This window comes from Flavobacterium sp., assembly GCF_036515215.1.
In the GTDB taxonomy this organism is placed as follows: Bacteria; Bacteroidota; Bacteroidia; order Flavobacteriales; family Flavobacteriaceae; genus Flavobacterium.
The window spans coordinates 1-26,103 of record NZ_DATBVQ010000056.1 but is presented as its reverse complement, the minus strand read 5'-3'; the positions used below and the strand labels follow the sequence as shown (position 1 = coordinate 26,103).

Here is a 26,103-nt window from a genome sequence, read left to right as displayed (position 1 = left end):
GGAAATTGCATCACTAATAATCCTAAAACGACCCAAAAGCACAATTTAAGGATTGATATTTCATGAATAGCACGCCCAAATAATTACGGGTCAAACGATTATGAAATTCATTTCTAACCGGCATGAAAGCCGAAATTTAAGCGCAATGGAAAATGCGGCTGAGCAGAAAGAGGATGCAGAAATGGCTAAAGCAAAAATATCTGTCCAGCATGACTTAAGATATAAAATGTTCTCGATTTTGAGAGCGTTTTTCGAGGCTTTAAATCAACAAAATGTTAATAACTTAACACCTTAAAAAGGGATTTTAACGGTTAAATAGGTTACGTTGTTATATATTTGCGTGTTAGACAAAGTTTACATTATTAGAATAAATCATATGAGCGAAGAAATCAAGAAGGACAATTATTCAGCGGATAGTATTCAGGCATTAGAAGGAATGGAGCATGTACGAATGCGTCCATCGATGTATATTGGAGATGTGGGGGTTCGAGGACTTCATCATTTAGTTTATGAGGTGGTAGATAACTCTATCGATGAGGCAATGGGAGGTCATTGCGATACGATAATAGTTGATATAAATGAGGATGGATCTATTGCCGTTGAAGACAATGGACGTGGTATCCCAGTCGGTATTCATAAAAAAGAAGGTGTTTCTGCGCTTGAGGTTGTAATGACTAAAATTGGTGCTGGAGGAAAATTTGACAAGGATTCTTACAAAGTCTCTGGTGGACTTCACGGTGTGGGGGTTTCGGTTGTAAATGCACTGTCAAATCACCTTAGGGCTACGGTTCATAGTAGTGACGGAAAAGTGTACGAGCAAGAGTATGAAAAAGGGAAAGCGTTGTATCCGGTTAAACAAATTGGGGAGACCACAAAAAGAGGTACAATCGTTACTTTTTATCCTGATCCAAGTATTTTTACTCAGACAGTTGAATTTTCATATGATACTTTATCGGCCCGTATGCGTGAATTGTCATACCTAAATAAAGGAATTACAATCACTTTTACGGATAAAAGAGAATTGGATAAAGACGGGAAATTTGTTTCTGAAGTTTTTCATTCTGATGAAGGTTTAAAAGAATATATCCGTTATTTAGATGGAAATCGTGAGCCAATTATTGCTCACGTTATTTCGATGGATAATGAAAAAGGGGAAATCCCTGTTGAGGTTGCCTTGATTTATAACACAAGTTACACGGAGAATATTTTTTCTTACGTGAACAATATCAATACACACGAAGGAGGGACACACTTGCAAGGTTTCAGAACTGGTCTAACCAGATCGCTTAAGAAATACGCAGATGCATCCGGAATGTTAGACAAATTGAAGTTCGACATTTCAGGGGATGATTTCCGTGAAGGCTTGACTGCGATTATTTCTGTAAAAGTTGCGGAACCGCAATTTGAGGGACAAACCAAAACTAAACTTGGAAACAGGGAAGTAGTTTCGCCGGTTAGTCAGGCGGTGAGCGAAATGATCGAGAACTATTTGGAGGAAAATCCAAATGATGCTCGAATCATTGTGCAAAAAGTTATTCTGGCTGCTCAGGCGCGTCACGCGGCCAAAAAAGCGCGTGAGATGGTACAACGCAAAACCGTAATGGGTGGCGGCGGATTGCCGGGGAAATTGTCTGACTGTTCAGAACAAGATCCTGCAAAATGCGAAGTATATCTTGTCGAGGGAGATTCGGCAGGGGGAACGGCAAAACAAGGTCGTGACCGCGCTTTTCAAGCAATTTTGCCATTGCGTGGTAAGATTTTGAACGTAGAAAAAGCGATGCACCATAAGGTTTTTGAAAACGAAGAGATTAGAAATATTTTTACTGCTCTTGGTGTTACTGTTGGTACGGAAGAGGATAGTAAGGCTTTGAATATATCTAAGTTGCGTTACCATAAAGTAATTATTATGTGTGATGCCGATGTCGATGGTAGTCACATATCAACTTTGATATTGACATTCTTCTTTAGATTCATGAAAGAACTGATAGAAGAAGGGCACGTTTACATAGCTGCTCCACCTTTATATTTGGTTAAAAAAGGGAATAAGAAAGAATATGCATGGAATGATTTGCAACGTGATCAGGCTAATGAGAGAATGGGCGGAAGTGCAGGAATTCAGCGATATAAAGGTCTTGGGGAGATGAACGCAGAACAATTATGGGAAACCACAATGGATCCTGGTTTCAGAACCTTGCGACAAGTAACCATTGATAGTTTGGCAGAAGCTGATAGGGTTTTCTCTATGCTAATGGGTGATGAAGTACCACCGAGGAGAGAATTTATCGAAAAAAATGCTGTTTATGCTAATATAGATGCTTAATTAAGGTGTCTAAACACTAATTAACTAACCAAAAAACACACACATATAATATGAAAGTTACTATTGTAGGAGCAGGAAATGTAGGAGCAACATGCGCAGACGTAATCTCTTATAGGGGGATTGCAAGTGAAGTTGTATTATTGGACATAAAGGAAGGATTTGCTGAAGGTAAGGCATTGGATATTATGCAATGTGCCACCAATACGGGTTTTAATACAAAAGTGTCAGGTGTTACTAATGACTATTCAAAAACAGCCAATAGTAGCGTTGTTGTTATTACGTCTGGAATTCCTAGGAAGCCAGGAATGACTCGCGAGGAATTAATTGGAATCAATGCCGGAATCGTGAAAACGGTTGTTGAAAGCGTTTTGGTTCATTCTCCAAATGCAATCATCGTAGTGGTTTCGAACCCGATGGACACGATGACCTATTTGGCATTAAAATCTACGGGATTGCCAAAAAACAGAATAATTGGAATGGGTGGGGCACTTGACAGTTCTCGTTTTAGAACCTACTTGTCAATGGCTTTGGATAAGCCTGCGAATGATATTTCTGCAATGGTAATTGGTGGTCACGGTGATACTACTATGATTCCTTTGACGCGTTTAGCATCATATAATGGTATTCCTGTATCTCAATTTCTGTCGGAAGAAGCATTACAAAAAGTTGCCGCCGATACCATGGTTGGAGGCGCGACACTTACTGGTCTTTTAGGAACTTCGGCCTGGTACGCTCCTGGAGCATCGGTTGCTTATTTGGTGGACAGTATTTTGAATGACCAAAGGAAAATGATTGCTTGTTCTGTTTTTGTTGAAGGAGAATATGACCAAAATGACATTTGCATAGGTGTACCTTGTATTATTGGTAAAAATGGAGTCGAAGAGATTCTGGAGATTGAGTTAAATGATAAGGAAAAAGCAGCGTTTGCTAAAAGTGCCGATGCAGTTCGACAAATGAATGATGCGTTGAAATCAATTTTAGCTTAATCAAAATGTTATATATTAACGAAGACTGCACTATTGCGGTCTTTTTTTTGAGATTAATCAATAAATTAATTGGTTAATGTTAACGTTAATTATATATTTGCTCGGTTCAAAAATAATAATATAATAGCTGGTTTTTGTTTTTCAGACCTAAATCATTGTCGGATACTATATTAAAGGTTGGAAAAATAAATAAATATAAAATAATTAATTTTTAGTAATAATGCAGAATAAAGGACTTATTAAATTTTTCGCAATACTATTTGCATTGGTGAGTATTTACCAACTTTCTTTCACTTTTGTTTCAAGCAAAATAAAAAATGACGCTAAATCTTTCGCTAACGGGAATACCGACAAAGAGGCGAGATATTTAGATTCAATTGGTAAAGAAAAGGTGTTTAACTTAGGATTTACAGATTTTACTTTTGACGAGGTAAAAGACAAACAGATTAATAAGGGTCTTGACTTAGAAGGTGGTATCAACGTGATATTGCAAATCTCCGTTAAAGATATCTTGAAAGGATTATCTAATAATTCTAAAAATCCCGTTTTCAATAAGTCTTTAGCGGATGCTACTGCAAATCAAAAAGGAAATCAAACTTATATAGATGCTTTCTTCGAGGCATTTGAAGCTAATTCTAAAGGTACAGTTAAATTGGCGTCGCCAGATATTTTTGCAAACAGAAGTTTGCAAGGAGAAGGTGGAGTTGATTACCAAATGACTGACTCACAAGTTCAAAAAGTTATCAAAAGAAAAGTTGACGAGTCTGTAGAAAGTGCGTTTGGCGTTTTGAGAAAACGTATCGACAAATTCGGCGTAACTCAACCTAATATTCAAAAACTGGGAGAGTCAGGACAAATTCTTGTTGAACTTCCTGGGGCTAAGGATGTAGACAGAATAAAAAAATTATTGCAAAGTACCGCTCAGTTGGAGTTTTGGGAAACGTACAAAATTGATGACATGGGTAGCTTTTTAGTGGCTGCAAATGAGGCATTGAAAAAAACGGAAACTAATAATGTTGAGGCTAAGCCAATAGTAAAAGACTCTTTGAGCGCTTTGTTAACCGATGCAAAGGATTCTGCTGCAACTAAAAAGGGCAATAACCCTTTATTTGACAAAATTATTGCTCAAGGTGGTGGGCCTGTTCTAGGGCTTTTCTCTCCAAAAGATACAGCTACAGTTAATGGTTACCTAAAAAGAGCGGACATCAGAATTTTATTGCCGGCAGACCAGCGTTACGCTAAATTTGTTTGGGGTAAACTAACAACAATACAAGATGATAAAGCAAAAAATATTGATGCCGTAGAATTATATGCTTTAAAAGGAAACAGAGACAATGTCCCAGCAATGGGCGGTGGTGTCGTTACCGATGCTAAAGATTCATTTGATCAAATGGGCAAGCCTGCAGTTTCTATGCAAATGGATGGACAAGGTGCAAAAGCTTGGGAAGAATTAACAGGAAGAGCATATACTCAGAAAAGTAATATTGCGATTGTTCTTGACAACATCGTATATTCTGCTCCAGGAGTTTCTACTGGGCCTATTTCAGGTGGAAGATCTGAAATTTCAGGAGCTTTTGACGTAACTGAAACTAAAGATTTAGCTAACGTTTTAAGAGCGGGTAAACTTCCGGCTTCTGCTGATATTATTCAATCTGAAGTTGTTGGACCATCCTTGGGACAAGAAGCGATCGATAACGGTACGACTTCTGCGATTGTTGGATTGCTGTTGGTATCCCTTTGGATGATGATTTACTACGGAAAAGCAGGTTGGTACGCCAATGTAGCTTTAGCGGTGAACTTACTGTTCTTGTTTGGTATTTTGGCAAGTTTAGGTGCCGTTCTTACATTGCCAGGTATTGCCGGTATTGTATTAACAATGGGTACTGCTGTCGATGCGAACATTATTATATATGAAAGAGCTAAGGAAGAGTTACGAGAAGGCAAATCGCTAGACGAAGCTGTTAAAGCATCTTATAGTTGGACTGGCGCCATGCGTTCAATCGTAGATGCTAATGTTACGCATATCTTGACTGGAGCCGTATTGTTTATTTTTGGATCCGGACCTATCAAAGGTTTTGCTACTACTTTGTTGATAGGTATCATAACCTCTTTATTTACTTCTATTTTTATAGCACGAATATTTATCGATTGGAGTCTAAGAAAAAACAATAAGTTATCTTTTGTTACAGGATTTTCTAAGAACTTTTTCACGAATTTCCATTTTGATTTCTTAGGTATCAAAAAATGGACTTATTTATTCTCTGGAATTGTAGTTGTTGTCAGTATTATTTCATTGGCAACCAATAAACTGGATCAAGGTGTTGATTTTGTGGGAGGAAGAACGTTTCAAGTTCGTTTTGAGAAACCAATTGAAGCAGAAGTGGTGAAAGCGGAATTGACTAAGGTCTTTGGAAGTGCAGAAGCTAAAATATTTGGAGAGAATAATCAATTAAAGATTACTACAAAATATAAAGTAAAGGAACACGGAATTGAAGCTGACCAAGAAGTGAATAAGCTGATGTACGAAAGTTTGAAAAATCACTTCTCTGCGGGAATGACTTATGATCAATTTGTAAATGCTTATGAAGGTAAAAAATACGGAATTTTACAAGCTTCGAAAGTGGGGCCTACGGTTGCCGAAGATATCAAAACGAACGCATACTGGGCTGTTCTTGGAGCCATGGCCATCGTATTTTTATACTTGATGATCAGTTTCAGAAAATGGCAATATAGTTTAGGGGCGATTGCGGCTGTTGCGCATGACGTAATATTTGTTTTGGGAATCTATTCCTTGTGTTACAAGTTTATGCCTTTCGGTATGGAAATCGATCAGCATTTCATAGCTGCAATTCTTACCGTTATTGGTTATTCGATGAATGATACTGTAATTGTATTTGATAGAGTTCGTGAATTCTTGGATGGTAAAACCAAAGGGACATTTTATGAAATCGTGAACAAGTCGATTAATTCAACGATGTCAAGAACAATCAATACTTCATTAACGATGGTCTTTGTATTATTGATCATGTTTATTTATGGAGGTGAATCGATTAGAGGATTTATATTTGCTATGTTGATCGGTATTATTGTGGGAACTTACTCCTCATTATTCATTGCTACGCCGGTATTAGTAGACACAATATCTAGAGAAGACAAAAAGTTAATCGAGCAACAACATCAAGAATTATAAGCTATAGCTGACATATTTAATGAAGGCCCAACGTGAGTTGGGTCTTTTTTTTGTTTTAATTTTTCGTTTTAGTCAGGTTTTAATTGATTAATTTTAGTAGACTATTTGGCCGCATATCATTTTTCAAAACTGGACTGATTATGAAAACAAATAAGCGCTATGCTTTAATGCTCTTCTTGTTGTTTTCCGCCGCCTATGCTCAAGATGGCGAGCCTAACATATCGCTTGGAGTGTATTATGGTTTTGGGAAGGATATCAAAAACAAAGATTATACTTATAACAGTCATTACTTTAAATTGCAGTTTTGTAATACGATAAAGGAATCAAAAAAATTAAAATATGAGTTTTTGATACAACCGCAAGTTGATTTCGTTGAACATCAGCTTCTGAACCCGTACTACATTGCGTCGGACGTTGCGAATTACCTCGAAAAGAGGGAAAAATACGGCGAGTTGAAAAGCATTAGGAATTATAGCTTAAACTTCGGTTTAATAGTTTCTAGGCCAGTATCCAAAAATATAAATATTTTTTTACTAGCGAGCATAGGCCCGATGGTTACCAATACGGAGACAGAACGTCTTTCCAAAGGTTTTGCTTTTTCGAATGTATTCTCATTGGGCTTTTCCTTAAAAATATACAATTCTATATTTGAGTTTAGGCCCAATTTTAACCATTTATCCAATGCGGGACTTCAGCAGCTCAATAATGGTTTTAATTCGTTAAATATAGAGTTCGGATTGAATGTACCGCTGTAATTACGTTGCATTATTAAAGAGAAACAACACTTCTGAAGGTCGTTGTTGTGTTTTTTTATTGTTTTAGTGGATATGGTTATGTTTGATGTTTTAACTTTTATTGGGTTATTCTCAATTAGTGTGACAATAAGTGATTTTTTAATTTTATTAAACTCTGTAATTTTATATATTTACTACTTGTTGCTTTAGGGAGCTTTCCAATTTTGATCAAATTAAAACGTACGAATAATGAAAAAAAGTATCAGGTCATTAGCTTATTTGTTTTTGATTGCATTTTTATCCCATATTGCCATCTTCGCAAATACTAAAAGCAGGGCTATAAAGCTAGAATCTACTATTTTTTCAATTAGTAATAGCGCATATTGTTTTATACCTATTTCGGGAAAAAATTCTGGTAACCGGAATGAAAGTTTTGTGCCTCCGGCACCTTCCGTTACTTCTCCAATTTATTTATGTCAAGGTAGTACCGCGGATCCGTTAAGCGCAACAGCTTCTCCTGGGGCTACTTTAATCTGGTACGGCACAGCTGCGAATGGAGGTACGGCAAGTCCAACGGCACCTACCCCTTCAACAACTGCAGTCGGTCAGACAAAATACTATGTAAGTCAAATGGATGGTACTGGAGAGAGCCCTAGAGCTGAAATCATCGTGAATGTGGTTGCCGATAACGGGGCGACTATCTTAGGTTTTAGATGTGATCCTACGCAGGCTACAACTACTACTTCTGTATTTTTTGACTGGTCAAATAATCCACTTATATCTAATTCTTATAATTACTCCTATTCTATTAGTGGAGGGGCTACCGTTACAGGGAGTACAGGAGTTTCGCATCAAGAGGTTTTTGGGATGGCCCCCGGCCAGTCGGCTACACTAACATTGTCATCAGCCACTCATCCATGTGTTCCTCCACTAACTTTAACATGCACAGTACCTTGCGGAACCTCTACGGTAACACCTACGTTTACTCCAATACCACCTTTTTGTTCTGGAACAACCCCAGCTCCATTATTACCAGCGGTTTCAAATGAAGGGATAGCGGGTACCTGGTCCCCTGCAATAGTTAATAATACCACAAGTGCGGTTTATACTTTTACTCCAGACCCTATTTTATTTCCTTGCGCCTTAACCCAAACAATGTCCGTGACTGTCGATCCCCTAGTTACTCCTGCTTTTTCGGGAATTCCGGCAATCGTTTGTCAAGGTGCTGCGGCTCCAACATTACCTAGAAGTTCATCTAATGTAACTCCAATAAATGGAATTTGGAGTCCGGCAACTGTTAATACAGCTGTTTTAGGTAGTTTTTCATATACTTTTACGCCAGATCCTGGTCAGTGTACTTCAGCAACACCAACATCAATATCGATACGAATTGATCCCGTATTAACGCCTTCTTTTACCGCTGTTCCGGATATTTGTTCGGGCGATTCTTTATCGGCTTTGCCGACCATTTCGAACAATGGCATTTCAGGTAGCTGGTCTCCGTCATTGAACAATACGGCTACTACGAGCTATACTTTTACGCCTGCAGCGGGTCAATGTGCCACAACTGCAACTATGACAATTTCGGTCACGGCAAGTGGTACGCCAACATTTACGGCCGTTCCAGCAATATGTACAGGCGATCCTATTGGTCCTTTGCCTACAGTTTCTGATAATGGCTATACGGGAACTTGGTCTCCGGCATTAGATAATACAACCACTACTAACTATACTTTTACACCGGATGCCAGTCAGTGTGCAACTGTCGCCAATTTGACAATTACCGTTAATCAATTAGTAAGTCCGACTTTTATTGATATTCCGGACTATGTGTGTGAAAATGATATTCCTCCTGTATTGCCTGCGAGTTCTTCAGATACTCCTTCTATAACCGGGTCTTGGAATCCATCAGCAGTGGATACCTCGGTTGTAGGGACAAACGACTTTGTTTTTACTCCGGATGCAGGACAATGTGCTGACGAATTAACAATAGCTATTACAGTGAGTCCGGCTAACACTTTAGTCGATTTCCAGTGGACGGTTACGGAGGCTTTTTCCGAAAATCAAATGATCACGATTACGGCAACTGGAGCTGGGAATTATTTATATCAACTTGATGATGGCCCTTTTCAAGAAAGTCCCGTTTTTGAGCATGTGTCTGCCGGTTATCATTCGGTGACTGTGGAAGACGCAACGGGTTGTAGCCTTTCAATAACTAAAAGTAATATTCTCGTCATTGACTATCCCAGGTTTTTCACGCCAAACAATGACGGATATAATGATATGTGGAATGTTTTCACTTTAGAAGATAAGTCGGGCTCAAAAATTCAAATATTTGATCGCTACGGTAAGCTTTTAAAGGAGATTAGGCCAAACGGAAGCGGTTGGAATGGAACTTTTAATGGAAGGCCATTACCGGCAACCGATTATTGGTTTGTGGTTGATTATCCGGAAGATGGAACAATTAAAAAATTCAGGTCGCATTTCTCGTTAAAAAGATAGCACAAAAAAAACTCCCGTCGCAACGGGAGTTTTTTTTGTAAAATCTAGAATACTTATATTTTGACCGGTTTTTCAGCAGTGAAAATGAAGTAAAGACCAATTAGTATGAAAGGAATACTAAGCCATTGTCCCGTTGAAAGAAGGCCGAGAGCGCTTTCAAAACCCCCTTGGCTTTCTTTAACAAATTCTACAACGATACGTACAGAAAACAATAATACCAGAAAAAGACCAAAAAGGAACCCCGATTTTTGCCTTGCTTCCGTTTTCCAATACAAGAAAAATAATATGGCGAACACAAAAACATAGCAAAACGCTTCATACAATTGGGCAGGATGTTTTGCGGGTACTTGCGCCAAAAGGTTGGCAAACTGAGGATTGGTAGCAATAGCATGATAAGCCTCTTTTGGGTTAGCTATTTGTGTTGCGTTTACGGCGTCATTTGGGCTAAAATGGTCCCGAATGAATTTTACTCCAAAAGGAGAAGTGGTTTCTTTTCCGACTATTTCAGAATTGAAAAAATTACCCAATCTCACAAAAATAGCGCCACTTGTAACGGCAATAACCACTCGGTCCAAGATCCACAGCAACGGCCTTTGCAATACTTTTTTGCTATAATAGTACATGGCTATTATTATCGAAATTGCTGCGCCGTGACTAGCTAGCCCTTGATATCCGGTAAATTCGAATTTTGGTGTTAATCTGAAAGGTAAAAATATTTCCAATAAATGGTTGCGGAAATATTCCCAGTCGTAAAAGAAAACATGTCCCAAACGGGCGCCTATCAAAGTGGCAAGAACTGTCCAAATGAATAATGAATCCAGTTTTTCGATGGATTCGTTTTCGCGACCGTATATGTTTTTCATGATATACCAACCCAATCCGAAAGCAACTACAAACATAAGGCTGTAGAAACGTATTACAAAAAAACCTAAATCAATCCCTTCTGAGGGGTTCCAAACAATATTTAAAGCGTGTGTCATTTATTTTTTATTTGGTGTAAAAATACATTTTTTGTTTTGAGTTTCAATAGTAAATTGTAGTTATGCCTTGTTTATTTGTGCTAATTAAGAGGCAAAAAAAAACAAGCATCATGCTTTTTATGACGTTAATGATTGCATTTCTTTTTGGGTACCGGATCATAGCCTGTTTTTCCCCATGGATTGCAACTCACAATTCTTTTTAATCCCAAAAAGCCGCCATAAAACAAACCATGCGTTTTCAGGGACTCGATCATATAGCTCGAACAAGTGGGTTCAAATCGACAAGCAGCTGGAGTAAACGGCGAGATGGCAACCTGATAGAATCGTACCAGCAACAGAAATGGGAATATGATAATTTTTGATAACATAGTAGTCTAAGTGGCCCGATTATAAGATTTAGTCTTCACTGTTTAACAGTGGCGATCTAAATTTTGAATGTTATATGGTTAGCCAACGAAAAACCGAAAATCGGAGCGTTTAAACACTGAACGTGGTTCCGTCCTTGCCGTCTTTCAATTGTATCCCGAAAGCTATTAATTGGTCTCTAATTTGGTCAGAAAGGGCAAAATTCTTATCCGCTCTTGCCTGGTTCCTCATGCCTATAAGCATATTGACGACCCCTTCCAGTTTGTCGCTGGTGCTGTCTATTGTTTTTTCGTCTTCAAGCCCTAAAACGTCAAACACAAAAGCATTGATAGCCGTAGAGAAAGTTTCCAAATCAGCAGTGGTTAAATTTTCCTTTCCGTCATTTATAAGGTTTATATAGCGGACACCTTCAAATAATTGCGCTATTAAAATCGGGGAGTTGAAGTCATCGTTCATGGCGTCGTAACAAGACTGTTTCCAGCTAGCTATGTCGATCGTGCTGTTGGAACCGGCAGGCAGCTGTTTTATGACATCCATTGCTTCCATCAATCTTTTGTAACCTTTTTCGGCTGCAACTATAGCGTCGTCCGAAAAATCAAGGATGCTTCTGTAATGTGCTTGAAGCATGAAAAATCGGGCCACTGAGGCCGAAAACGCTTTGCTTAATATCGAGTTTTCACCGGTTAAGATTTCTCTCGGTAATATGTTGTTTCCGGTCGATTTAGCCATTTTTTTGCCATTCAAAGTCAGCATGTTGGCATGCATCCAATAATTGACTGGCGTTTGTCCCGTGCAGGCTTCGTTTTGCGCAATTTCACATTCGTGATGCGGGAATTTCAAATCCATTCCGCCACCGTGAATATCAAAATGGTTGCCCAAGTATTTTGTGCTCATCGCCGTACATTCTAAGTGCCAGCCTGGGAAACCGTCGCTCCAAGGGGAGGGCCAACGCATAATATGCTGTGGCTCCGCTTTTTTCCAGAGGGCAAAATCTTGCGGGTTTCTCTTGTCGGATTGACCGTCAAGATCACGGGTATTGGCCAGCATGTCTTCTATGTTTCGACCGCTTAACCTTCCATAATGGTTCGTTTCGTTGAATTTGACCACATCAAAATAAATGGAACCATTGGCTTCGTAACCAATACCATTGGCGATTATTTTTTTTATGATTTCAATTTGCTCGATGATGTGTCCTGTTGCCGTAGGTTCAATACTTGGAGGCAAAAAGTTAAAAGCTTTGAGTATTTCGTGAAAATCAACCGTGTATCTTTGTACCACTTCCATGGGTTCCAACTGTTCCAAACGTGCTTTTTTGGCAATTTTGTCCTCGCCCTCGTCTACATCATCCACAATATGCCCCACATCAGTGATGTTCCTTACATAACGCACTTTATAATCCAAGTGCAACAGATATCTAAAAATCACGTCAAAAGACATGAAAGTTCTCACATTTCCAAGATGGACATTGCTGTAAACCGTCGGCCCACAAACGTACATGCCAATATTGCCTTCATGGATAGGAACAAATGTTTCTTTTTCTCCCGAAAGAGAGTTGTATATTTTTAGAGTCTGAGTACTGTATAGAGGCATTTAATTTTTTTTATGAGCTATATCCTGCTTTTCGCTGCAATCTTTTTGTTAAAAAAAACAAAAAGGATTTTCACTTCAATCAGGGCTAGGGGATTATTTTTAATAACAACCCTTCTAGAATTTCGTTTCTAATTTGATGTAATCCAAAAACTCTCTGCGGGACTGTGGGTCTTTAAATTTTCCGCCAAATTCAGAGGTTACCGTACTGCTTTCGATGTCGCTAATTCCTCTTGAATTTACGCAAAGGTGTTTTGCATCAATTACACAAGCAACGTCTTCCGTGCCTAAAGCTTTTTGTAATTCTTGAACAATTTGCATCGTCAGTCTCTCTTGGACCTGGGGTCTTTTGGCATAGTATTCTACGATGCGATTCATTTTTGACAGACCAATCACTCGACCGTTAGAGATATAACCCACATGGGCTCTACCTATAATAGGTAATAAATGGTGTTCGCAAGTGGAGTATACGATGATGTTTTTTTCGACTAACATCTCACCGTATTTGTAATTATTGTCGAATGTGGAAGCATTTGGTTTTTTAGCGGGATTTAGCCCTCCAAAAATTTCTTTTACAAACATTTTGGCAACGCGATTTGGCGTGCCTTTCATGCTGTCATCTGTCAAATCCATCCCAAGTGTCAAAAGGATATTTTCAACGTCTTTTTTTATTTTTTCAATTTTTTCGTCGTCACTAATTGCAAAAGCATCGTCTCTTACAGGGTTTGTTGCACATGAACCAATATGATTTTCTCCTATTTCGTCATGAATTTCTTCATTTTGTTTCATTAAAAGCTGCTATTATATAAAGTGTATATTTTTAGGCTGTAAAGATAATTAATAAAAACTAAAGATTTTCTATAGCTTTTAATATTTAATCGGGAGCTGTTGTAATGTGATAGTCAAATAAAAAGGCAATAACATTTTAGTTATTGCCTTTTTTTGATTGTTATTTAACTTTACAATTGACAATCCTGTTGCGTCGCATCAGCGATTTTGACTCTTCATTGCAATTTTGGTAGCGGCTAAATTATTTAGCGTTATAAGTTGTTATCGCTGCTTTAAGTATTTGCACTGCTTTGATTAAGTCTTCTTTCTTTAGGACATAAGCAATTCTAACTTGGTTCATTCCAACTCCTGGAGTAGAATAAAAACCTGCTGCCGGCGCTACCATCACGGTTTCTCCATCAAGATCATAGCTTTCCAAGAGCCAACGTGCGAAATCATCTGCGTTTTCAATAGGAAGTTCTGCGATACAGTAAAAAGCTCCTTTTGGTGTAGCTACTTTTACACCTTCAATCTTATTCAATTCTGATATTAGCGTATCTCTTCGCTCTCTGTATTCCGAAATTACGTCATCAAAATAACTTTGAGGGGTGTCAAGAGCAGCTTCACTAGCCACTTGGGCAAATGTAGGTGGGCTCAGTCGCGCTTGGGCAAATTTCATTGCCGTAGCCATCAGTTCTTTGTTTTTTGAAACAATACAGCCAATTCTTGCACCACACATACTGTATCTTTTTGATACGGAGTCAATCATGATGGCATTTTCTTCGAGCCCAGGGATATTCATCACTGAATAGTGAACGTCGCCATCATAAGTAAATTCTCTGTATACTTCATCGGCAATCAGGAACAAATCATGTTTCTTTGCCAAATCTGCCAGCTGCATAATTTCCTCTTTTGAATAAAGATAACCCGTTGGGTTTCCTGGATTACAAATAAGGATTGCTTTTGTTTTTGGTGTAATTAGTTTTTCAAAATCTGCAATAGGCGGTAAAGCAAATCCAGTATCAATTGATGATATGACAGGAACTACAGTAACCCCTGATGCTGTGGAAAAACCATTGTAATTAGCGTAAAAAGGTTCGGGAATGATTATCTCATCCCCCTGATCCATTGTACTTCCCATGGCGAACAGCAAAGCTTCGGACCCACCGGTAGTGATGATTATGTCTTCAACATCAATAGGTAGCCTTTGATTTTTATAGAATTGGGATAGTTTTGTTCTGTAACTTTCGAAACCGGCTGAATGACTGTACTCCAATACTTCGATATTGAAATTTTTCACGGCATTCATGGCAACTTCCGGAGTCTTTATATCCGGTTGGCCAATGTTCAGATGGTATACTTTATTTCCTTTTTTCTTGGCTATTTCAGAGTAGGGAACTAATTTACGTATTGGGGATTCGGGCATCTTTTGACCCTTGTTCGATATTTTTGGCATGATAGTATTATTGTTGAATTGCAAATTTGCGATTTTTTTTTCGAATTTAATACGGCTTACATCCCTATTTATTGTTAAATGTGCAATGTTCTTTGATATTTTTAGTAATTTTATATAAATTATTTCCTATGAATAAAATCGCTTTATTTTTATTTTTGCTCATTTATGGTCTCCCCGTTTGTGCTCAAGATGGATTTCAATTTAAAAGTGAGACTAATAAAGTGAGTATCCCATTTCAACTTATCAATAATTTGGTTTTTATTCCCTTAAAAGTGAACGGAATTGAGTTGACCTTTTTATTGGATTCGGGAGTGGAAGAGACGGTTTTGTTCAGTTTGGAAGATAAAAAGGAGGTAAGTCTTAAAAACGTCGAAAAAATAAGTCTAAGAGGTTTGGGAAGCGAGGAGGCGGTCGAGGGCTTGAAATCTGAAGGAAATTTGCTTGAAATCAAAGGAATGGAATCCAGAAAACATCTTTTGTACATTATTTTGGACCAGAATTTTAACATGTCGTCTCACGTCGGGATTCCGGTTAATGGAATTATAGGCTATTCTTTTTTCAAAAACAATTTGGTGGAAATAAACTACGACAAAAAAAGAGTGCTGTTTTATAAAGATATCAAGAAAAACAAAAAAAGAATAGAAAAAAAATATGATAAAATACCCATTTCCATTGAAAGGGGCAAACCCTATATTACTACAACGGTTGTTATAGATTCCGTAATAATCCCCGCAAAATTGTTGGTCGACGTCGGAAATAGCGATGCGATATGGCTTTTTCAAAACGGCGCCAAAAATGTGAACATTCCCAAAAAAAATTTCGAGGACTATCTTGGAAGAGGCTTCAGCGGTGATGTGGAAGGAAAAAGGGCTCGGATTTCCGAATTTATAATTTCTGAATTTAAATTCAGTAATCCTATCGCTGCCTTTCCGGATTCCAGTTCTTTAAAACATGTCAAAATGGTTACTGACCGTTTGGGCTCCGTGGGCGGGGAGATTTTAAAAAGATTTTCGGTGGTTTTCGATTACTCAAACAAGAATATGTTTTTAAAGAAAAACAGCAGTTTTTATGCTCCTTTTCATTATAATAAAAGTGGAATCGAAATCAGGCACTCAGGTGTGCAATGGGTTCAAGAAACGGTACATCTTCAGACTATTCCTATTGTGGTAGACCATGTAATACCGAGAGGTGACAAAACGGCTTCTGATTTTAAATATAAATTTCAATTAAAACCTGTATACGAGATAGCCAATCTTCGAAAAAATTCACCTGGAAAAAATAGCGGCTTGCAAGTAGGAGATATTATAAAAACAGTTAACGGCAAGCAGGCTTATAAATATTCATTGCAGGAGTTAAATTCGCTTTTACGTTCAGAAGATGAAAAGTGGGTCACTATGGAAGTTGAAAGAAAAAACCAAATTCTCAAATTCGGATTTCTGCTTAAAGATATATTGTAAAAAAAAAGCGCTCCTTGAAATAGGCCAAGGAGCGTTTTGGATTGTATAATAATTGTAAACTAATTAGCGGCTACTTCGCCTTTAATTTTTAAAGGGACCCTTCCGTCATCATAGTTAACCGCATTCGATTCTACAGTAATCGTTTTTCTGATAGGACCCGGCACCATATTATATTTCACTTCAATCTGGGCTGTTTTACCCGGTAAAATGGAGTCTTTAGGTTTAGAAATAATTGTTACGTTGGCCGTAGACTGAATCGAGAATATCACTAGAGGAGCGTCTCCCGTATTTGTAAACTCGAATACCCTAATGCCGTTATCTTTTCCTTTCGTGATGGTTCCATAATCTATGGTATTGTTTTGCGCCTTGAAGTCTATTTTAGCTCCATGCTGAGAAAATCCAAAACTACTAAACAATATGGCCACTATTAATGTTACTATTTTTTTCATCAGAATATTTTTATATTTAAGTAAAGTTACTTTGTTTTAATTAAAGCACAAATATATATTTCTCTTTTTATAGTGTACTTTATTATTTACTTTTGTTCCCTATCCGAATTACAAAAATCAGACCAAAGTTTAAATTGGCTGTTTGCAGATTTGGATATGCACATAAAAGATACAACAAACAATCGAATTTTAAGATTAATTGAATCCACGATAACATGACAATTCCCGCACAATTTGACGCTCAAAACATTGAAAATAAATGGTATGAATACTGGATGGAAAACAATTATTTCCACTCTGAACCAGACCATAGGACACCATATACTATTGTAATTCCTCCGCCTAACGTTACCGGAGTTTTGCATATGGGACATATGCTTAACAATACGATTCAAGATGTTTTGATCAGAAGAGCACGTCTAAAAGGGTTCAATGCCTGTTGGGTTCCGGGTACCGACCATGCTTCCATTGCAACAGAAGCAAAAGTAGTTGCTAAACTAAAGGCCGAGGGAATCAATAAAAACGACCTTTCTCGCCAGGAATTTCTTGCGCACGCATGGGATTGGACCGATAAATATGGAGGTGTCATCCTTGAACAGCTTAAAAAACTGGGCGCTTCTTGTGACTGGGAAAGGACTAAGTTTACGATGGATCCTGATATGTCCGCTTCTGTAATTCGTTCTTTTGTTGATTTATATAACAAAGGGTTGATCTATCGCGGATACCGAATGGTAAACTGGGATCCTGAAGCAAAAACAACCTTGTCAGACGAAGAGGTTATTTTTGAAGAGAGACAAGGGAAATTGTATTTCATTCAATATAAAATAGAAGACGGTGAAGACTTTTTGACAATTGCAACGACTCGTCCGGAAACTATTTTTGGGGATTCTGCCATTTGCATTAATCCTAATGACGAACGTTTTGCCCATTTGAAAGGGAAAAAAGCGATTGTTCCCATCTGCGGAAGAGTGATCCCTATTATCGAGGATGAATATGTGGATGTCGAATTCGGAACGGGATGTTTGAAAGTGACTCCTGCCCACGACATGAACGATAAAGCTCTTGGAGAAAAACACAATCTGGAAATTATCGATATCTTCAACGAGGATGCCACACTCAATAGTTTTGGGTTGCATTACCAAGGAAAGGACCGTTTTGTAGTTCGTGAAGAAATAGCAAAAGAATTAGAAACTATTGGCGCTTTGGCAAAAACGGAAACACACTTGAATAAAGTGGGAACCTCTGAAAGAACTAAGGCAGTTATCGAACCTCGTTTGTCAGACCAATGGTTCTTGAAAATGGAAGATTTGGTTAAACCGGCAATACAATCGGTATTGGTTGATGGCGAGATTAAATTGCATCCCAAACGTTTCGAAAATACATACGCACATTGGTTAAATAATATTCGCGACTGGAATATCTCCCGTCAACTGTGGTGGGGACAACAAATTCCCGCATATTTCTACGGTGACGGTAAGGAAGATTTCGTGGTGGCCGAATCTGTCGAAGAAGCTTTAGAATTAGCAAAGACCAAAACTAATAACCAAAACCTAACGACCCAAAACTTAACTCAAGATGTTGATGCCCTTGACACTTGGTTTTCTTCATGGCTCTGGCCGATGTCCGTTTTCGGAGGAATTATGGATCCGGAAAATGAAGATTTTAAATACTACTATCCAACGAATGATTTGGTAACCGCACCTGAAATTTTGTTTTTCTGGGTGGCCAGAATGATTATTGCAGGGTATGAATATACGGGTAAAAAACCATTTACCAATGTGTATTTGACAGGTATAGTACGGGATAAACTAGGAAGAAAAATGAGTAAATCTCTCGGGAATTCTCCAGAGCCACTTGAATTAATTAAAAAATTTGGCGCCGATGGGGTTCGCGTAGGAATGCTTTTAAGCTCTTCTGCGGGTAATGACATTATATTCGACGAAGAATTGTGTAACCAGGGAAAAGCGTTTACAAACAAAATATGGAATGCCTTCAAATTGATTAAGGGGTGGGAAGTTTCGGATAGTATTCCGCAACCGGAATCTTCAAAAGTGGCTATCGAATGGTACGAGGCTAAATTGCAACAAACACTTTTAGAAATCGAAGACAATTTCGAGAAATACAGAATTTCAGAGGCTTTGATGGGAACTTACAAATTAGTTTGGGACGATTTCTGTTCTTGGTTTCTGGAGATGATAAAACCTGCCTACCAGCAGCCGATAGACAGTGTAACTTTTGCAAAAGCGATAGAAATGCTGGAAAACAACCTGAAAGTGTTGCATCCTTTTATGCCATTTTTGACCGAGGAAATTTGGCAAATGCTTTCGTCCCGAACCAAGGAGGAGGCTTTGATCGTTTCCACATGGCCAGAATTAAAACCATTTAACGCCAATTTGATTTCGGATTTCGAAAACACCATGGAAGTGATTTCCGGAATTCGTACGATCCGTAAAGACAAGAATATTCCTTTTAAAGACGCGATCGAGTTGAAAGCAATCAACAACGAAAATACTTCCACTTATTTTGATTCGGTAGTGACTAAATTAGGCAACCTGACTTCATTGGAATATGTTTCTGACAAAGTGGACGGTGCGTTGTCCTACCGCGTGAATTCGAACGAATATTTCATTCCGATTTCAGGAAATATAAATGTTGAGGAAGAAATTACAAAACTGACAACGGAGTTGAATTACACCAAAGGATTTTTGAAATCAGTGCAGTCTAAATTGGCTAACGAAAAATTCGTAGCCGGTGCTCCTGAAAAAGTTTTGGCCAACGAAAAGCAAAAAGAGGCTGATGCCTTGGCTAAAATAGAAACTATTGAACACAGTTTGGCAGGATTGAGATAAGGACTAAATTCTTTTTTAAAATATAAAATCCCATCCGCGGTCAAAAGCGAATGGGATTTTTCATTTTCTTCATTAATTATTCTCCTTTATTTCTGCGATTTAAAAGCAAAAAAACTGGATAGGAAAGGAACGAAATGATGAGAATGATCACAAAATTTTTGGTGTCGCTAAAGGCAAAACCCGCCAATAGAGCCAATGTAGCTGCAATGACCAGTATAGTGGACCATGGATACCCCCAAGACAGGTAAGGCCTCGGCAAATTGGGTTCTTTCAGCCTTAATTTTATCAACGAGCAATAAGCCAGTCCCCAAACAATTACTGACATGAAGGTTGCAAATGAAAACAGTATCTCAAATGAACCTATACTGATCAGTAGCAAACCAAACAATGAAGAGACCATGAGGGCAACAATGGGTGTGCCGCCTTTGTTTATTTTGGTTCCTTTTTGAATGAAAAAGCCATCGCGGCTCAATCCGAATAATATTCGCGCCGGAATCATCATATAAGCATTGAGAATGCTAATCAACGAAAAAATCGCAATAACGGTAACTATAACCGAACCGCTATTCCCAAACACGACTTTGGCGACATCAGCTGCAACCAAGGGGGAATTGGCCAATGCAGAGACCGGTAACACCTGGAAGAATGCCATATTGATTAATATATAAATGACAATGACTATTATGGCTCCGGTATATAGTGATTTGGGAATGTTTTTACCTGGGTTTTCATCCTCCTCTGCAAAAAAGCAAACCGAGTGCCAACCGTTATAGGTACCAATTATTAATTGAAGCGATTTAAAAAAACCAAACACGATTCCCATCTCAAAAAAGGGAGTGTCCTTTTCGATCGGGTTAAATTTTAGTCCGGAATACCTAAAGCAAGCAACGATCAATGCCACAAAAAAAAGGACTTTAATTAAACTTGTCAGCTGCTGTATTATACTGCCGCTTTTCACGCCACTGGCATGGAGCAGGGTAAAAGCAACCAAAAAGGATATGGAAATCACTGTCATCTGGCTCTCCAGGGTCGGAAATAAAATAACTAGATATTCACTGATGACAATACAATAGAAAGCGGGTGGGATGGCATTAGTGATATAATCAAACCAGCCGGATAAAAAACCCGCGTAATCACCGAAAGCCCTTTTGATATAATTGTAGGACCCTCCAGCCTTGGGCAGCATGGTGGCTAATTCTGCATACGAATTGGCGCCAATTAAAATATAGAGTCCTCCTATGAACCAGCAAGCGATTATAAGCCAGTAATTGTCCAATAGGCCCGCAATGGCACCAGGCGTACGCAGTATCCCAACCCCTATGGTGCCTCCAATTAATATTGCAATACCAAAACTTAGACCTAAACTTTTTTTCAATTGATTGGTTTTTGATTTTGTCATAAAAATATAGGTGTCATTAATGGTTGGGTTAAAGTGTTGCTGTTTTTTGGAATGCAACCGATTTTAACGTTTTCAATCAGTTCAATTTTTACAATTTTTTAATTTGTAAGAAAAATTGATATTTCGTTCAAATGTAATAAAAAAATGTGCTTTCATTTTTAAAAAGTGAAGCCCCGTATAGAAATATACGGGGCTTTTTTTTTTTTTAAAGAAATATTAACCGAACAAAAACAGGAAGAGTAGGGGGAATATAACCCCGGCAACCGCCAGCTTCCAGCCCCTGTTTTTCCAGCTGAACTTTCCGCCTTTTATCATTATCGTTCCGGTTAATGCGATGGTGATTAAACTCAGCGCAAAAATATCAGAATAATAAATCCAGAAATCAGAGGTGTTTTTGTGCAGACTCATGGCTTGGCTGATGATTGGGGTCTTATTGTATGCGACGATTTCGCCTTTTCCCGTTTTCATATCAATTTCTACGTCATGTCTTTCAAAAGAGATGGTAAATATCCCTTTCTTTATTCGCTGACGCCTAAATTTGTCTTCAATACCCAGTTTTTTGCCCAAGTCTTTCGCAAACTCTTCATTGAGCGCACTTTCTTCAGGAAGCTGTACATCAATGGTTTTTGTTTCGGTAGTATACTTTTCGGGATGCCAAGAATCTCTGTGATTCATCATAAGGCCAGAAATGGCAAAGGAAACTATTAATCCGATGTAGAAATAGCCTAAGTCTCTATGTAAGTTACGTAAAGTTTTCTTTTTCATGGAATGTGCCGGTTTGGTGTTTGCCAAAACAATCTATTTGGGCATAAAAATTTACAAACTTTTTTCTGTTATGTCAATGTGACTAAGCCAGAAAAAAGTTTCTGAATCTGGATGACGTTCCTCTGATTAAAATTTATATTTCAATGAAGTCATAACTTGACGGGGTCCTATCGGATTCACACTATAATTTTCGTGTACCGTGTAAGCCAATACGTTTGCCACATTTGATAATTTGCATAGGATAGAAAATTTACCCCACTCATAGCCTGCTGAAACATCCAGCGTCGTATAATCGCCTATGGGAACCTGTCTGTCTTGAATCGTTACGTCGTATTCAACAGGATCTGTGCCATCAATTTTAGTATATACGTAACGATTGTTCCATCCGGCTATTCTTTTTCCGATATAATTTCCTATCGCACCGACCGAAACCCCTTTAAAAACACCGGATTGTACAGTGTAGAAAAAGCTTAAGTTCGCAGTATGTGCGGGGGTTCTTGCTAAACGATCCCCTTCAACTAAACTGTTGTTTGTTCCCGATGTTTTTGTGATGCGCGTGTCATTATAACTGTACCCGCCGTTAATGTTTAATCCTTCAAGAGGTCGTGCCGTAATATCAATTTCCACTCCTTTACTTTTTGTGCTACCGTTTAACTCTTTTATGTTGGTATCTGCATTAAGCGTAACTCCGTCAGCCTGAAATTCGGCTGTTTGCGCTAAGTTGCTGTTGGTAATTTGGTATAAAGTAACATTGGTGCTTAAAAGCCCTCTCCAGAAATCTTTCTTAATTCCGGTTTCGTATTGATCTATCAAGGACGGTTTGATTACTTTTCCATCAACTGTTGTTCCTGAATTTGGAGTGAATGAGTTCGAATAACTCGCAAATAGGGACATGTCTTTGCTCGGTTGGAACACTAAGCCTAATTTTGGAGTAAAGGCTTGGTCAATACGTTTTGGGTCTTCCGAGACTGTTACGGGTGTTTGGGTATAATCGTTAGTGGTTGCTTGTGCTTCTTGCCATGACCAACGCAGTCCTGCCAATACTTTGAATTTATTAGTGATAGAAATTAAATCCTGCGCATATACGCCAAAACTATTGGTATTTGTTTTTACGATTCTTGTGATAGCAGCATCTGGAATGGCGCCGCCCTGATCGAAATTTTCGAAATCAAAAATATTTCCGGACCCATAAGTTGAAGGCGAGAAGCCGAATCGGTACGCTTGGTCAAAGCTATTTTCAAAATCGACACCTGTAAATAGCTGGTGCTTTACGCTTCCTGTGGTAAAACAACCTTGTAGATTAAGCTGTTGGCCCATGTTTTGTTCCAGGTTTTTGTTCTGTCCAAGAGGTCTGCTCCAATCCCCGTTCTCGGCAGGTTGTATGCGCTCTGTCCCTTTTGAAGTTCTATTGTAATCCTGGAAGGAAGTGTTGAAGTTTAAGTTCCAATCCTTATTGAATTGATGTTTTACTTGTGCGGAAACGCTGGCTTGCCTGGTTTGGCCGTTTGACCAAGTGGCTCCCAGATAGGTGTTTCTTGGCACATCCGCAATTTCCTTTCCAACCATGCCCGTACCAAAATCCGGCGTCCAATCATCGTGCAAATAATCCCCTTGCAACACAATCTCGGTTTTGTCGCTTACTCTAAAAAGGAATGATGGATTAATATAGTAACGCTCTTTTTTCACCACATCCCTGAAGCTTTCAGAGTTTTCATAAGAACCCGTAAATCGGTAAGCGATATAGCCGTTTAATGGCCCATAAAGATCAATAGATGGTTTATAGAAAGCATAGCTACCTGCTTGCATGCTTATCTCCCCCCCTTTATCGAATGAAGGTTTTTTCGTAACCATGTTTAAAACACCACCAGGGGCTACATTTCCAAATAAAAGTGCGGCACTCCCTTTCAAAACCTCCACTTTTTCCAGTGAAGACACTTCCGGAATGGAACCGCCGCTAAAACGGAATCCATTTTTGAACATGTTGTTTGAAGTCATGTCGTACCCTCTGGACCAGATTGATTCCTGTGCGCCACCGCGAGCCGAGCCCACATAGGCACCGTTTACATTTTTTATTAGCTCACTTAATCGGATGGCCTGTTGTTGGGTTATAATTTCTTTCCCAATAATTTGTATGCTTTGTGGAATGTCCATTGGTTTTAGTGTTAAACCGGAAAGCACATTTTCTTTTTTCTTGTTCGTACTACCTTTAAACACGATTACTATTTCTTGCAGCGACTCTATGTTTTCATGCAATTTGAATTCTACATAGGTAATTTTGTTGGGAGATACTTTTATTTCTTGGGACTGTTTTTTTAGTCCGATTCCCTCGATTATCAACGTATGAACGCCTACCGGAAAATTGTCAAATCTAAATGTTCCGTCATTACTGGTCTCACTTGTATAAGCTCCTTTCGCCAGTTTTATTACGATTTCTTTCAAAGGGTATCCATCAGCAGAAGCTATTTTTCCTTGTATGCTTCCTTTTTCTTGTGCGTTTGCAACTAGTGTTGCAAATAATAATAGCGCTATGATTCTAAGTTGGGCTTTCATCTATTTAGATTTAATTTAAATAACAATGCAAATATATAATCTGATTTCGAATCCACAAAGCTTATTTAGATTAAATACAAATAATTATTTCGATGTTTTTTTAATGAGTTAAAAATCAATTTTGTACAAAATAAAAAAGCCTTACTCGGATTGAAGTAAGGCTGCATTTTTTACAATTGAAGAGAAGGGTTACTTTCTTTTAGTCATCAGATATTTTTCTGTACTCGCTTTTCCGAGTTGCGTTCCTGAAATTTCGGTCACTAAACTGTCCTTTGAGATGTGGTTATAACTGATCTTTTGAGGATAATCATGTTTTGGGTTTTCAAAAACCAATTGTTTTTCAGTGGTTTCGGTAAGCGAAAAAGAAACTGCTTTGTCGTCGTTCTGCCCTTTTACGGTGGCCACATAAGTCAATTCTTCTCCTTTTTGTTGAAGTTTTACCGTTTCAAAATGCAAGGTGTCTTTTCCCTTTACAAAATAGGACTGGCCCTCGTAGGTGCTGTCGTTTACTTTTTTCCAGTTTTCGGAGAGGATGCCATCTGCTGATTTGGTTTCCCAAGTGCCGAGGAGCCAATGGGCCATTTTTATCTTGTCTTTTTCGTTCTTGTCCGAATCAGATTTCTGGCATGAAATGAAAGTTACGATCAGCAGCAGAATAGTTATTTTTTTAAACATATTGTTTGTGATTATTGTTTGTTGAACGGATGCAAAATTAGGAAAAATATACACAACTAGCCCAGATAAAAGTGGCATCCTTTATATGATTCTTTCATCACATAAAGATATAGCGGATAGCTGGAAGAAGCTCCCAAAAATAGAGATGTTTAAAAACTTTCCTTCAAAATGGTATGCACTAGTTCCTTGGTTGGTTTCTGGTCTTTTAGCTTCTCGCGGACCACATCAAAAGTCACTTTGAAATCACAGCCGGATTTGTAGTCGCTGCAACCGTAGGCTGTATTTCCTTTGATGACCGTTCCTTTTTGGCATTTCGGGCAAGCCAATGCGTCCGATGCCGCTTTCTTTTCTGTAGATGGGGCAGGGGAAGCCGTTTTTTTGGTTTCTAATTTGAGATGGAAATTTTCGTCAAAGCGAAGCAATCCTTCCACAACACCGGCATCGGTCTTGAAGTCTTTCAAATTCACTGTCGACCCCTTTTGAAGCAATCGCAGGTATTGGTTCTCGGATATTTTTTTCTCCCCAAAAGCAAAGGGCAGCAGAAAATCGCAGCCCGCTTTATAATCGGCGCATCCATAAGCCGATTTCCCTTTTATAAGCGTCGCTTTTTTGCATTTGGGACAGGCTTCCGCCAGTATTCCTTCCGCTTTCTTTTTCTCGACTCTGGCGACTTCTTTCTGGGCAGTTCCCGCATGCGAAATATTGGCGCGTTTGGTTTCGCTTCGCACCTCGTACACCAAGGCATCTACCATCTTTTTCATGTTGTTGATAAAGGCGGCGGCGGTAAAGGTCCCCTTTTCGATGTCTTTCAACTGTTTTTCCCAGGAGCCCGTCAGTTCGGCCGACTTAACCAAGTCATTTTGGATGGTGTCAATCAGTTGAATCCCCGTTGGCGTTGGTAAAACCTGTTTTTTGTTCCTAACGATGTATTGGCGCTTAAAAAGCGTTTCTATAATATTGGCTCGCGTCGATGGACGACCGATACCGTTTTCTTTCATCAGTTCGCGCAGATCTTCGTCATCAACTTGTTTGCCGGCAGTTTCCATCGCGCGCAGCAAGGTGGCCTCCGT

General features: G+C 38.7%; 19 protein-coding genes. 8 read left to right on the top strand and 11 right to left on the bottom strand.

Features of this window, described 5'->3' with window-relative positions:
* Positions 1-100 precede the first annotated feature (100 nt).
* From VIH09_RS04240 to VIH09_RS04215, 6 genes are all read left to right on the top strand, one after another.
* The gene (locus VIH09_RS04240; RefSeq protein ID WP_331578217.1) at positions 101-295 is read left to right on the top strand and encodes a hypothetical protein; all 195 of its coding nucleotides are present in this window, start codon (positions 101-103) and stop codon (positions 293-295) included.
* Positions 296-376: 81 nt separating this feature from the next.
* Positions 377-2,320, top strand: coding sequence for a DNA topoisomerase (ATP-hydrolyzing) subunit B (gene gyrB / locus VIH09_RS04235; protein ID WP_331578215.1), 1,944 nt, complete (start codon positions 377-379; stop codon positions 2,318-2,320).
* Positions 2,321-2,370: 50 nt separating this feature from the next.
* Positions 2,371-3,306 (top strand): malate dehydrogenase, encoded by a 936-nt coding sequence (gene mdh, locus VIH09_RS04230; RefSeq protein ID WP_331578213.1) that lies wholly within the window; start codon positions 2,371-2,373, stop codon positions 3,304-3,306.
* 220 nt (positions 3,307-3,526) lie between these two features.
* A complete protein-coding gene (gene secDF, locus VIH09_RS04225; protein WP_331578211.1) occupies positions 3,527-6,496 on the top strand; it encodes a protein translocase subunit SecDF in 2,970 nt (989 codons plus the stop codon).
* Between the two features lie 140 nt (positions 6,497-6,636).
* Positions 6,637-7,251, top strand: coding sequence for an acyloxyacyl hydrolase (locus tag VIH09_RS04220; RefSeq protein WP_331578209.1), 615 nt, complete (start codon positions 6,637-6,639; stop codon positions 7,249-7,251).
* Positions 7,252-7,479: 228 nt separating this feature from the next.
* Positions 7,480-9,732 carry a T9SS type B sorting domain-containing protein gene (locus VIH09_RS04215; RefSeq protein WP_331578207.1) on the top strand — a complete coding sequence of 751 codons (2,253 nt, stop codon included), beginning with the start codon at positions 7,480-7,482 and terminating at the stop codon, positions 9,730-9,732.
* Positions 9,733-9,785: 53 nt separating this feature from the next.
* Here VIH09_RS04215 and lgt read toward each other — a convergent pair whose 3' ends face one another.
* The 5 genes from lgt to VIH09_RS04190 all read right to left on the bottom strand — a co-directional run bounded on the left by lgt (position 9,786) and on the right by VIH09_RS04190 (position 14,889).
* On the bottom strand, positions 9,786-10,712 hold the full coding sequence (gene lgt, locus VIH09_RS04210; RefSeq protein ID WP_331578205.1) for a prolipoprotein diacylglyceryl transferase: 927 nt from the start codon (positions 10,710-10,712) through the stop codon (positions 9,786-9,788).
* Between the two features lie 125 nt (positions 10,713-10,837).
* Positions 10,838-11,080 carry a membrane protein insertion efficiency factor YidD gene (gene yidD / locus VIH09_RS04205; protein ID WP_331578203.1) on the bottom strand — a complete coding sequence of 81 codons (243 nt, stop codon included), beginning with the start codon at positions 11,078-11,080 and terminating at the stop codon, positions 10,838-10,840.
* Between the two features lie 109 nt (positions 11,081-11,189).
* Positions 11,190-12,668, bottom strand: a complete 1,479-nt coding sequence (gene cysS, locus VIH09_RS04200) for a cysteine--tRNA ligase (RefSeq protein ID WP_331578201.1) — start codon at positions 12,666-12,668, stop codon at positions 11,190-11,192.
* 114 nt (positions 12,669-12,782) lie between these two features.
* Positions 12,783-13,454, bottom strand: a complete 672-nt coding sequence (gene folE / locus VIH09_RS04195; protein WP_331578199.1) for a GTP cyclohydrolase I FolE — start codon at positions 13,452-13,454, stop codon at positions 12,783-12,785.
* Between the two features lie 241 nt (positions 13,455-13,695).
* On the bottom strand, positions 13,696-14,889 hold the full coding sequence (locus tag VIH09_RS04190) for a pyridoxal phosphate-dependent aminotransferase (RefSeq protein WP_331578197.1): 1,194 nt from the start codon (positions 14,887-14,889) through the stop codon (positions 13,696-13,698).
* A gap of 128 nt (positions 14,890-15,017) precedes the next feature.
* Here VIH09_RS04190 and VIH09_RS04185 point away from each other — a divergent pair, with 128 nt between their 5' ends.
* Positions 15,018-16,346, top strand: coding sequence for a retropepsin-like aspartic protease (locus tag VIH09_RS04185; protein WP_331578195.1), 1,329 nt, complete (start codon positions 15,018-15,020; stop codon positions 16,344-16,346).
* A gap of 59 nt (positions 16,347-16,405) precedes the next feature.
* On the opposite strand, the gene VIH09_RS04180 is transcribed toward VIH09_RS04185, so the two are convergent.
* Complete coding sequence (locus VIH09_RS04180) at positions 16,406-16,795, bottom strand: DUF1573 domain-containing protein (RefSeq protein ID WP_331578193.1); 390 nt, start codon at positions 16,793-16,795, stop codon at positions 16,406-16,408.
* Positions 16,796-17,010: 215 nt separating this feature from the next.
* Between VIH09_RS04180 and VIH09_RS04175 the strand changes: the two genes are divergently transcribed.
* Positions 17,011-19,644 (top strand): valine--tRNA ligase, encoded by a 2,634-nt coding sequence (locus tag VIH09_RS04175; protein ID WP_331578191.1) that lies wholly within the window; start codon positions 17,011-17,013, stop codon positions 19,642-19,644.
* A 76-nt stretch (positions 19,645-19,720) separates the two neighbouring features.
* Here VIH09_RS04175 and VIH09_RS04170 read toward each other — a convergent pair whose 3' ends face one another.
* The 5 genes from VIH09_RS04170 to VIH09_RS04150 form a co-directional block, all read right to left on the bottom strand.
* Positions 19,721-21,019 carry an APC family permease gene (locus VIH09_RS04170; RefSeq protein WP_331578189.1) on the bottom strand — a complete coding sequence of 433 codons (1,299 nt, stop codon included), beginning with the start codon at positions 21,017-21,019 and terminating at the stop codon, positions 19,721-19,723.
* Positions 21,020-21,259: 240 nt separating this feature from the next.
* Positions 21,260-21,808, bottom strand: a complete 549-nt coding sequence (locus VIH09_RS04165; protein ID WP_331578187.1) for a PepSY-associated TM helix domain-containing protein — start codon at positions 21,806-21,808, stop codon at positions 21,260-21,262.
* A 126-nt stretch (positions 21,809-21,934) separates the two neighbouring features.
* On the bottom strand, positions 21,935-24,358 hold the full coding sequence (locus VIH09_RS04160; RefSeq protein WP_331578185.1) for a TonB-dependent siderophore receptor: 2,424 nt from the start codon (positions 24,356-24,358) through the stop codon (positions 21,935-21,937).
* A 189-nt stretch (positions 24,359-24,547) separates the two neighbouring features.
* Positions 24,548-25,033, bottom strand: coding sequence for a DUF6265 family protein (locus VIH09_RS04155; RefSeq protein ID WP_331578183.1), 486 nt, complete (start codon positions 25,031-25,033; stop codon positions 24,548-24,550).
* Positions 25,034-25,182: 149 nt separating this feature from the next.
* Positions 25,183-26,103, bottom strand: a 921-nt coding sequence (locus tag VIH09_RS04150) for a DNA topoisomerase (RefSeq protein ID WP_331578181.1), incomplete at its 5' end; no start/stop codon positions are given.

What these genes read in the sequence shown, in the direction of transcription:
- VIH09_RS04240 (WP_331578217.1), top strand. Translation starts at nt 101, where the DNA reads ATGAAATTCATTTCTAACCGGCATGAAAGCCGAAATTTAAGCGCAATG.
- gyrB (WP_331578215.1), top strand. Translation starts at nt 377, where the DNA reads ATGAGCGAAGAAATCAAGAAGGACAATTATTCAGCGGATAGTATTCAG.
- mdh (WP_331578213.1), top strand. Translation starts at nt 2,371, where the DNA reads ATGAAAGTTACTATTGTAGGAGCAGGAAATGTAGGAGCAACATGCGCA.
- secDF (WP_331578211.1), top strand. Translation starts at nt 3,527, where the DNA reads ATGCAGAATAAAGGACTTATTAAATTTTTCGCAATACTATTTGCATTG.
- VIH09_RS04220 (WP_331578209.1), top strand. Translation starts at nt 6,637, where the DNA reads ATGAAAACAAATAAGCGCTATGCTTTAATGCTCTTCTTGTTGTTTTCC.
- VIH09_RS04215 (WP_331578207.1), top strand. Translation starts at nt 7,480, where the DNA reads ATGAAAAAAAGTATCAGGTCATTAGCTTATTTGTTTTTGATTGCATTT.
- lgt (WP_331578205.1), bottom strand. Translation starts at nt 10,712, where the DNA reads ATGACACACGCTTTAAATATTGTTTGGAACCCCTCAGAAGGGATTGAT.
- yidD (WP_331578203.1), bottom strand. Translation starts at nt 11,080, where the DNA reads ATGTTATCAAAAATTATCATATTCCCATTTCTGTTGCTGGTACGATTC.
- cysS (WP_331578201.1), bottom strand. Translation starts at nt 12,668, where the DNA reads ATGCCTCTATACAGTACTCAGACTCTAAAAATATACAACTCTCTTTCG.
- folE (WP_331578199.1), bottom strand. Translation starts at nt 13,454, where the DNA reads ATGAAACAAAATGAAGAAATTCATGACGAAATAGGAGAAAATCATATT.
- VIH09_RS04190 (WP_331578197.1), bottom strand. Translation starts at nt 14,889, where the DNA reads ATGCCAAAAATATCGAACAAGGGTCAAAAGATGCCCGAATCCCCAATA.
- VIH09_RS04185 (WP_331578195.1), top strand. Translation starts at nt 15,018, where the DNA reads ATGAATAAAATCGCTTTATTTTTATTTTTGCTCATTTATGGTCTCCCC.
- VIH09_RS04180 (WP_331578193.1), bottom strand. Translation starts at nt 16,795, where the DNA reads ATGAAAAAAATAGTAACATTAATAGTGGCCATATTGTTTAGTAGTTTT.
- VIH09_RS04175 (WP_331578191.1), top strand. Translation starts at nt 17,011, where the DNA reads ATGACAATTCCCGCACAATTTGACGCTCAAAACATTGAAAATAAATGG.
- VIH09_RS04165 (WP_331578187.1), bottom strand. Translation starts at nt 21,808, where the DNA reads ATGAAAAAGAAAACTTTACGTAACTTACATAGAGACTTAGGCTATTTC.
- VIH09_RS04160 (WP_331578185.1), bottom strand. Translation starts at nt 24,358, where the DNA reads ATGAAAGCCCAACTTAGAATCATAGCGCTATTATTATTTGCAACACTA.
- VIH09_RS04155 (WP_331578183.1), bottom strand. Translation starts at nt 25,033, where the DNA reads ATGTTTAAAAAAATAACTATTCTGCTGCTGATCGTAACTTTCATTTCA.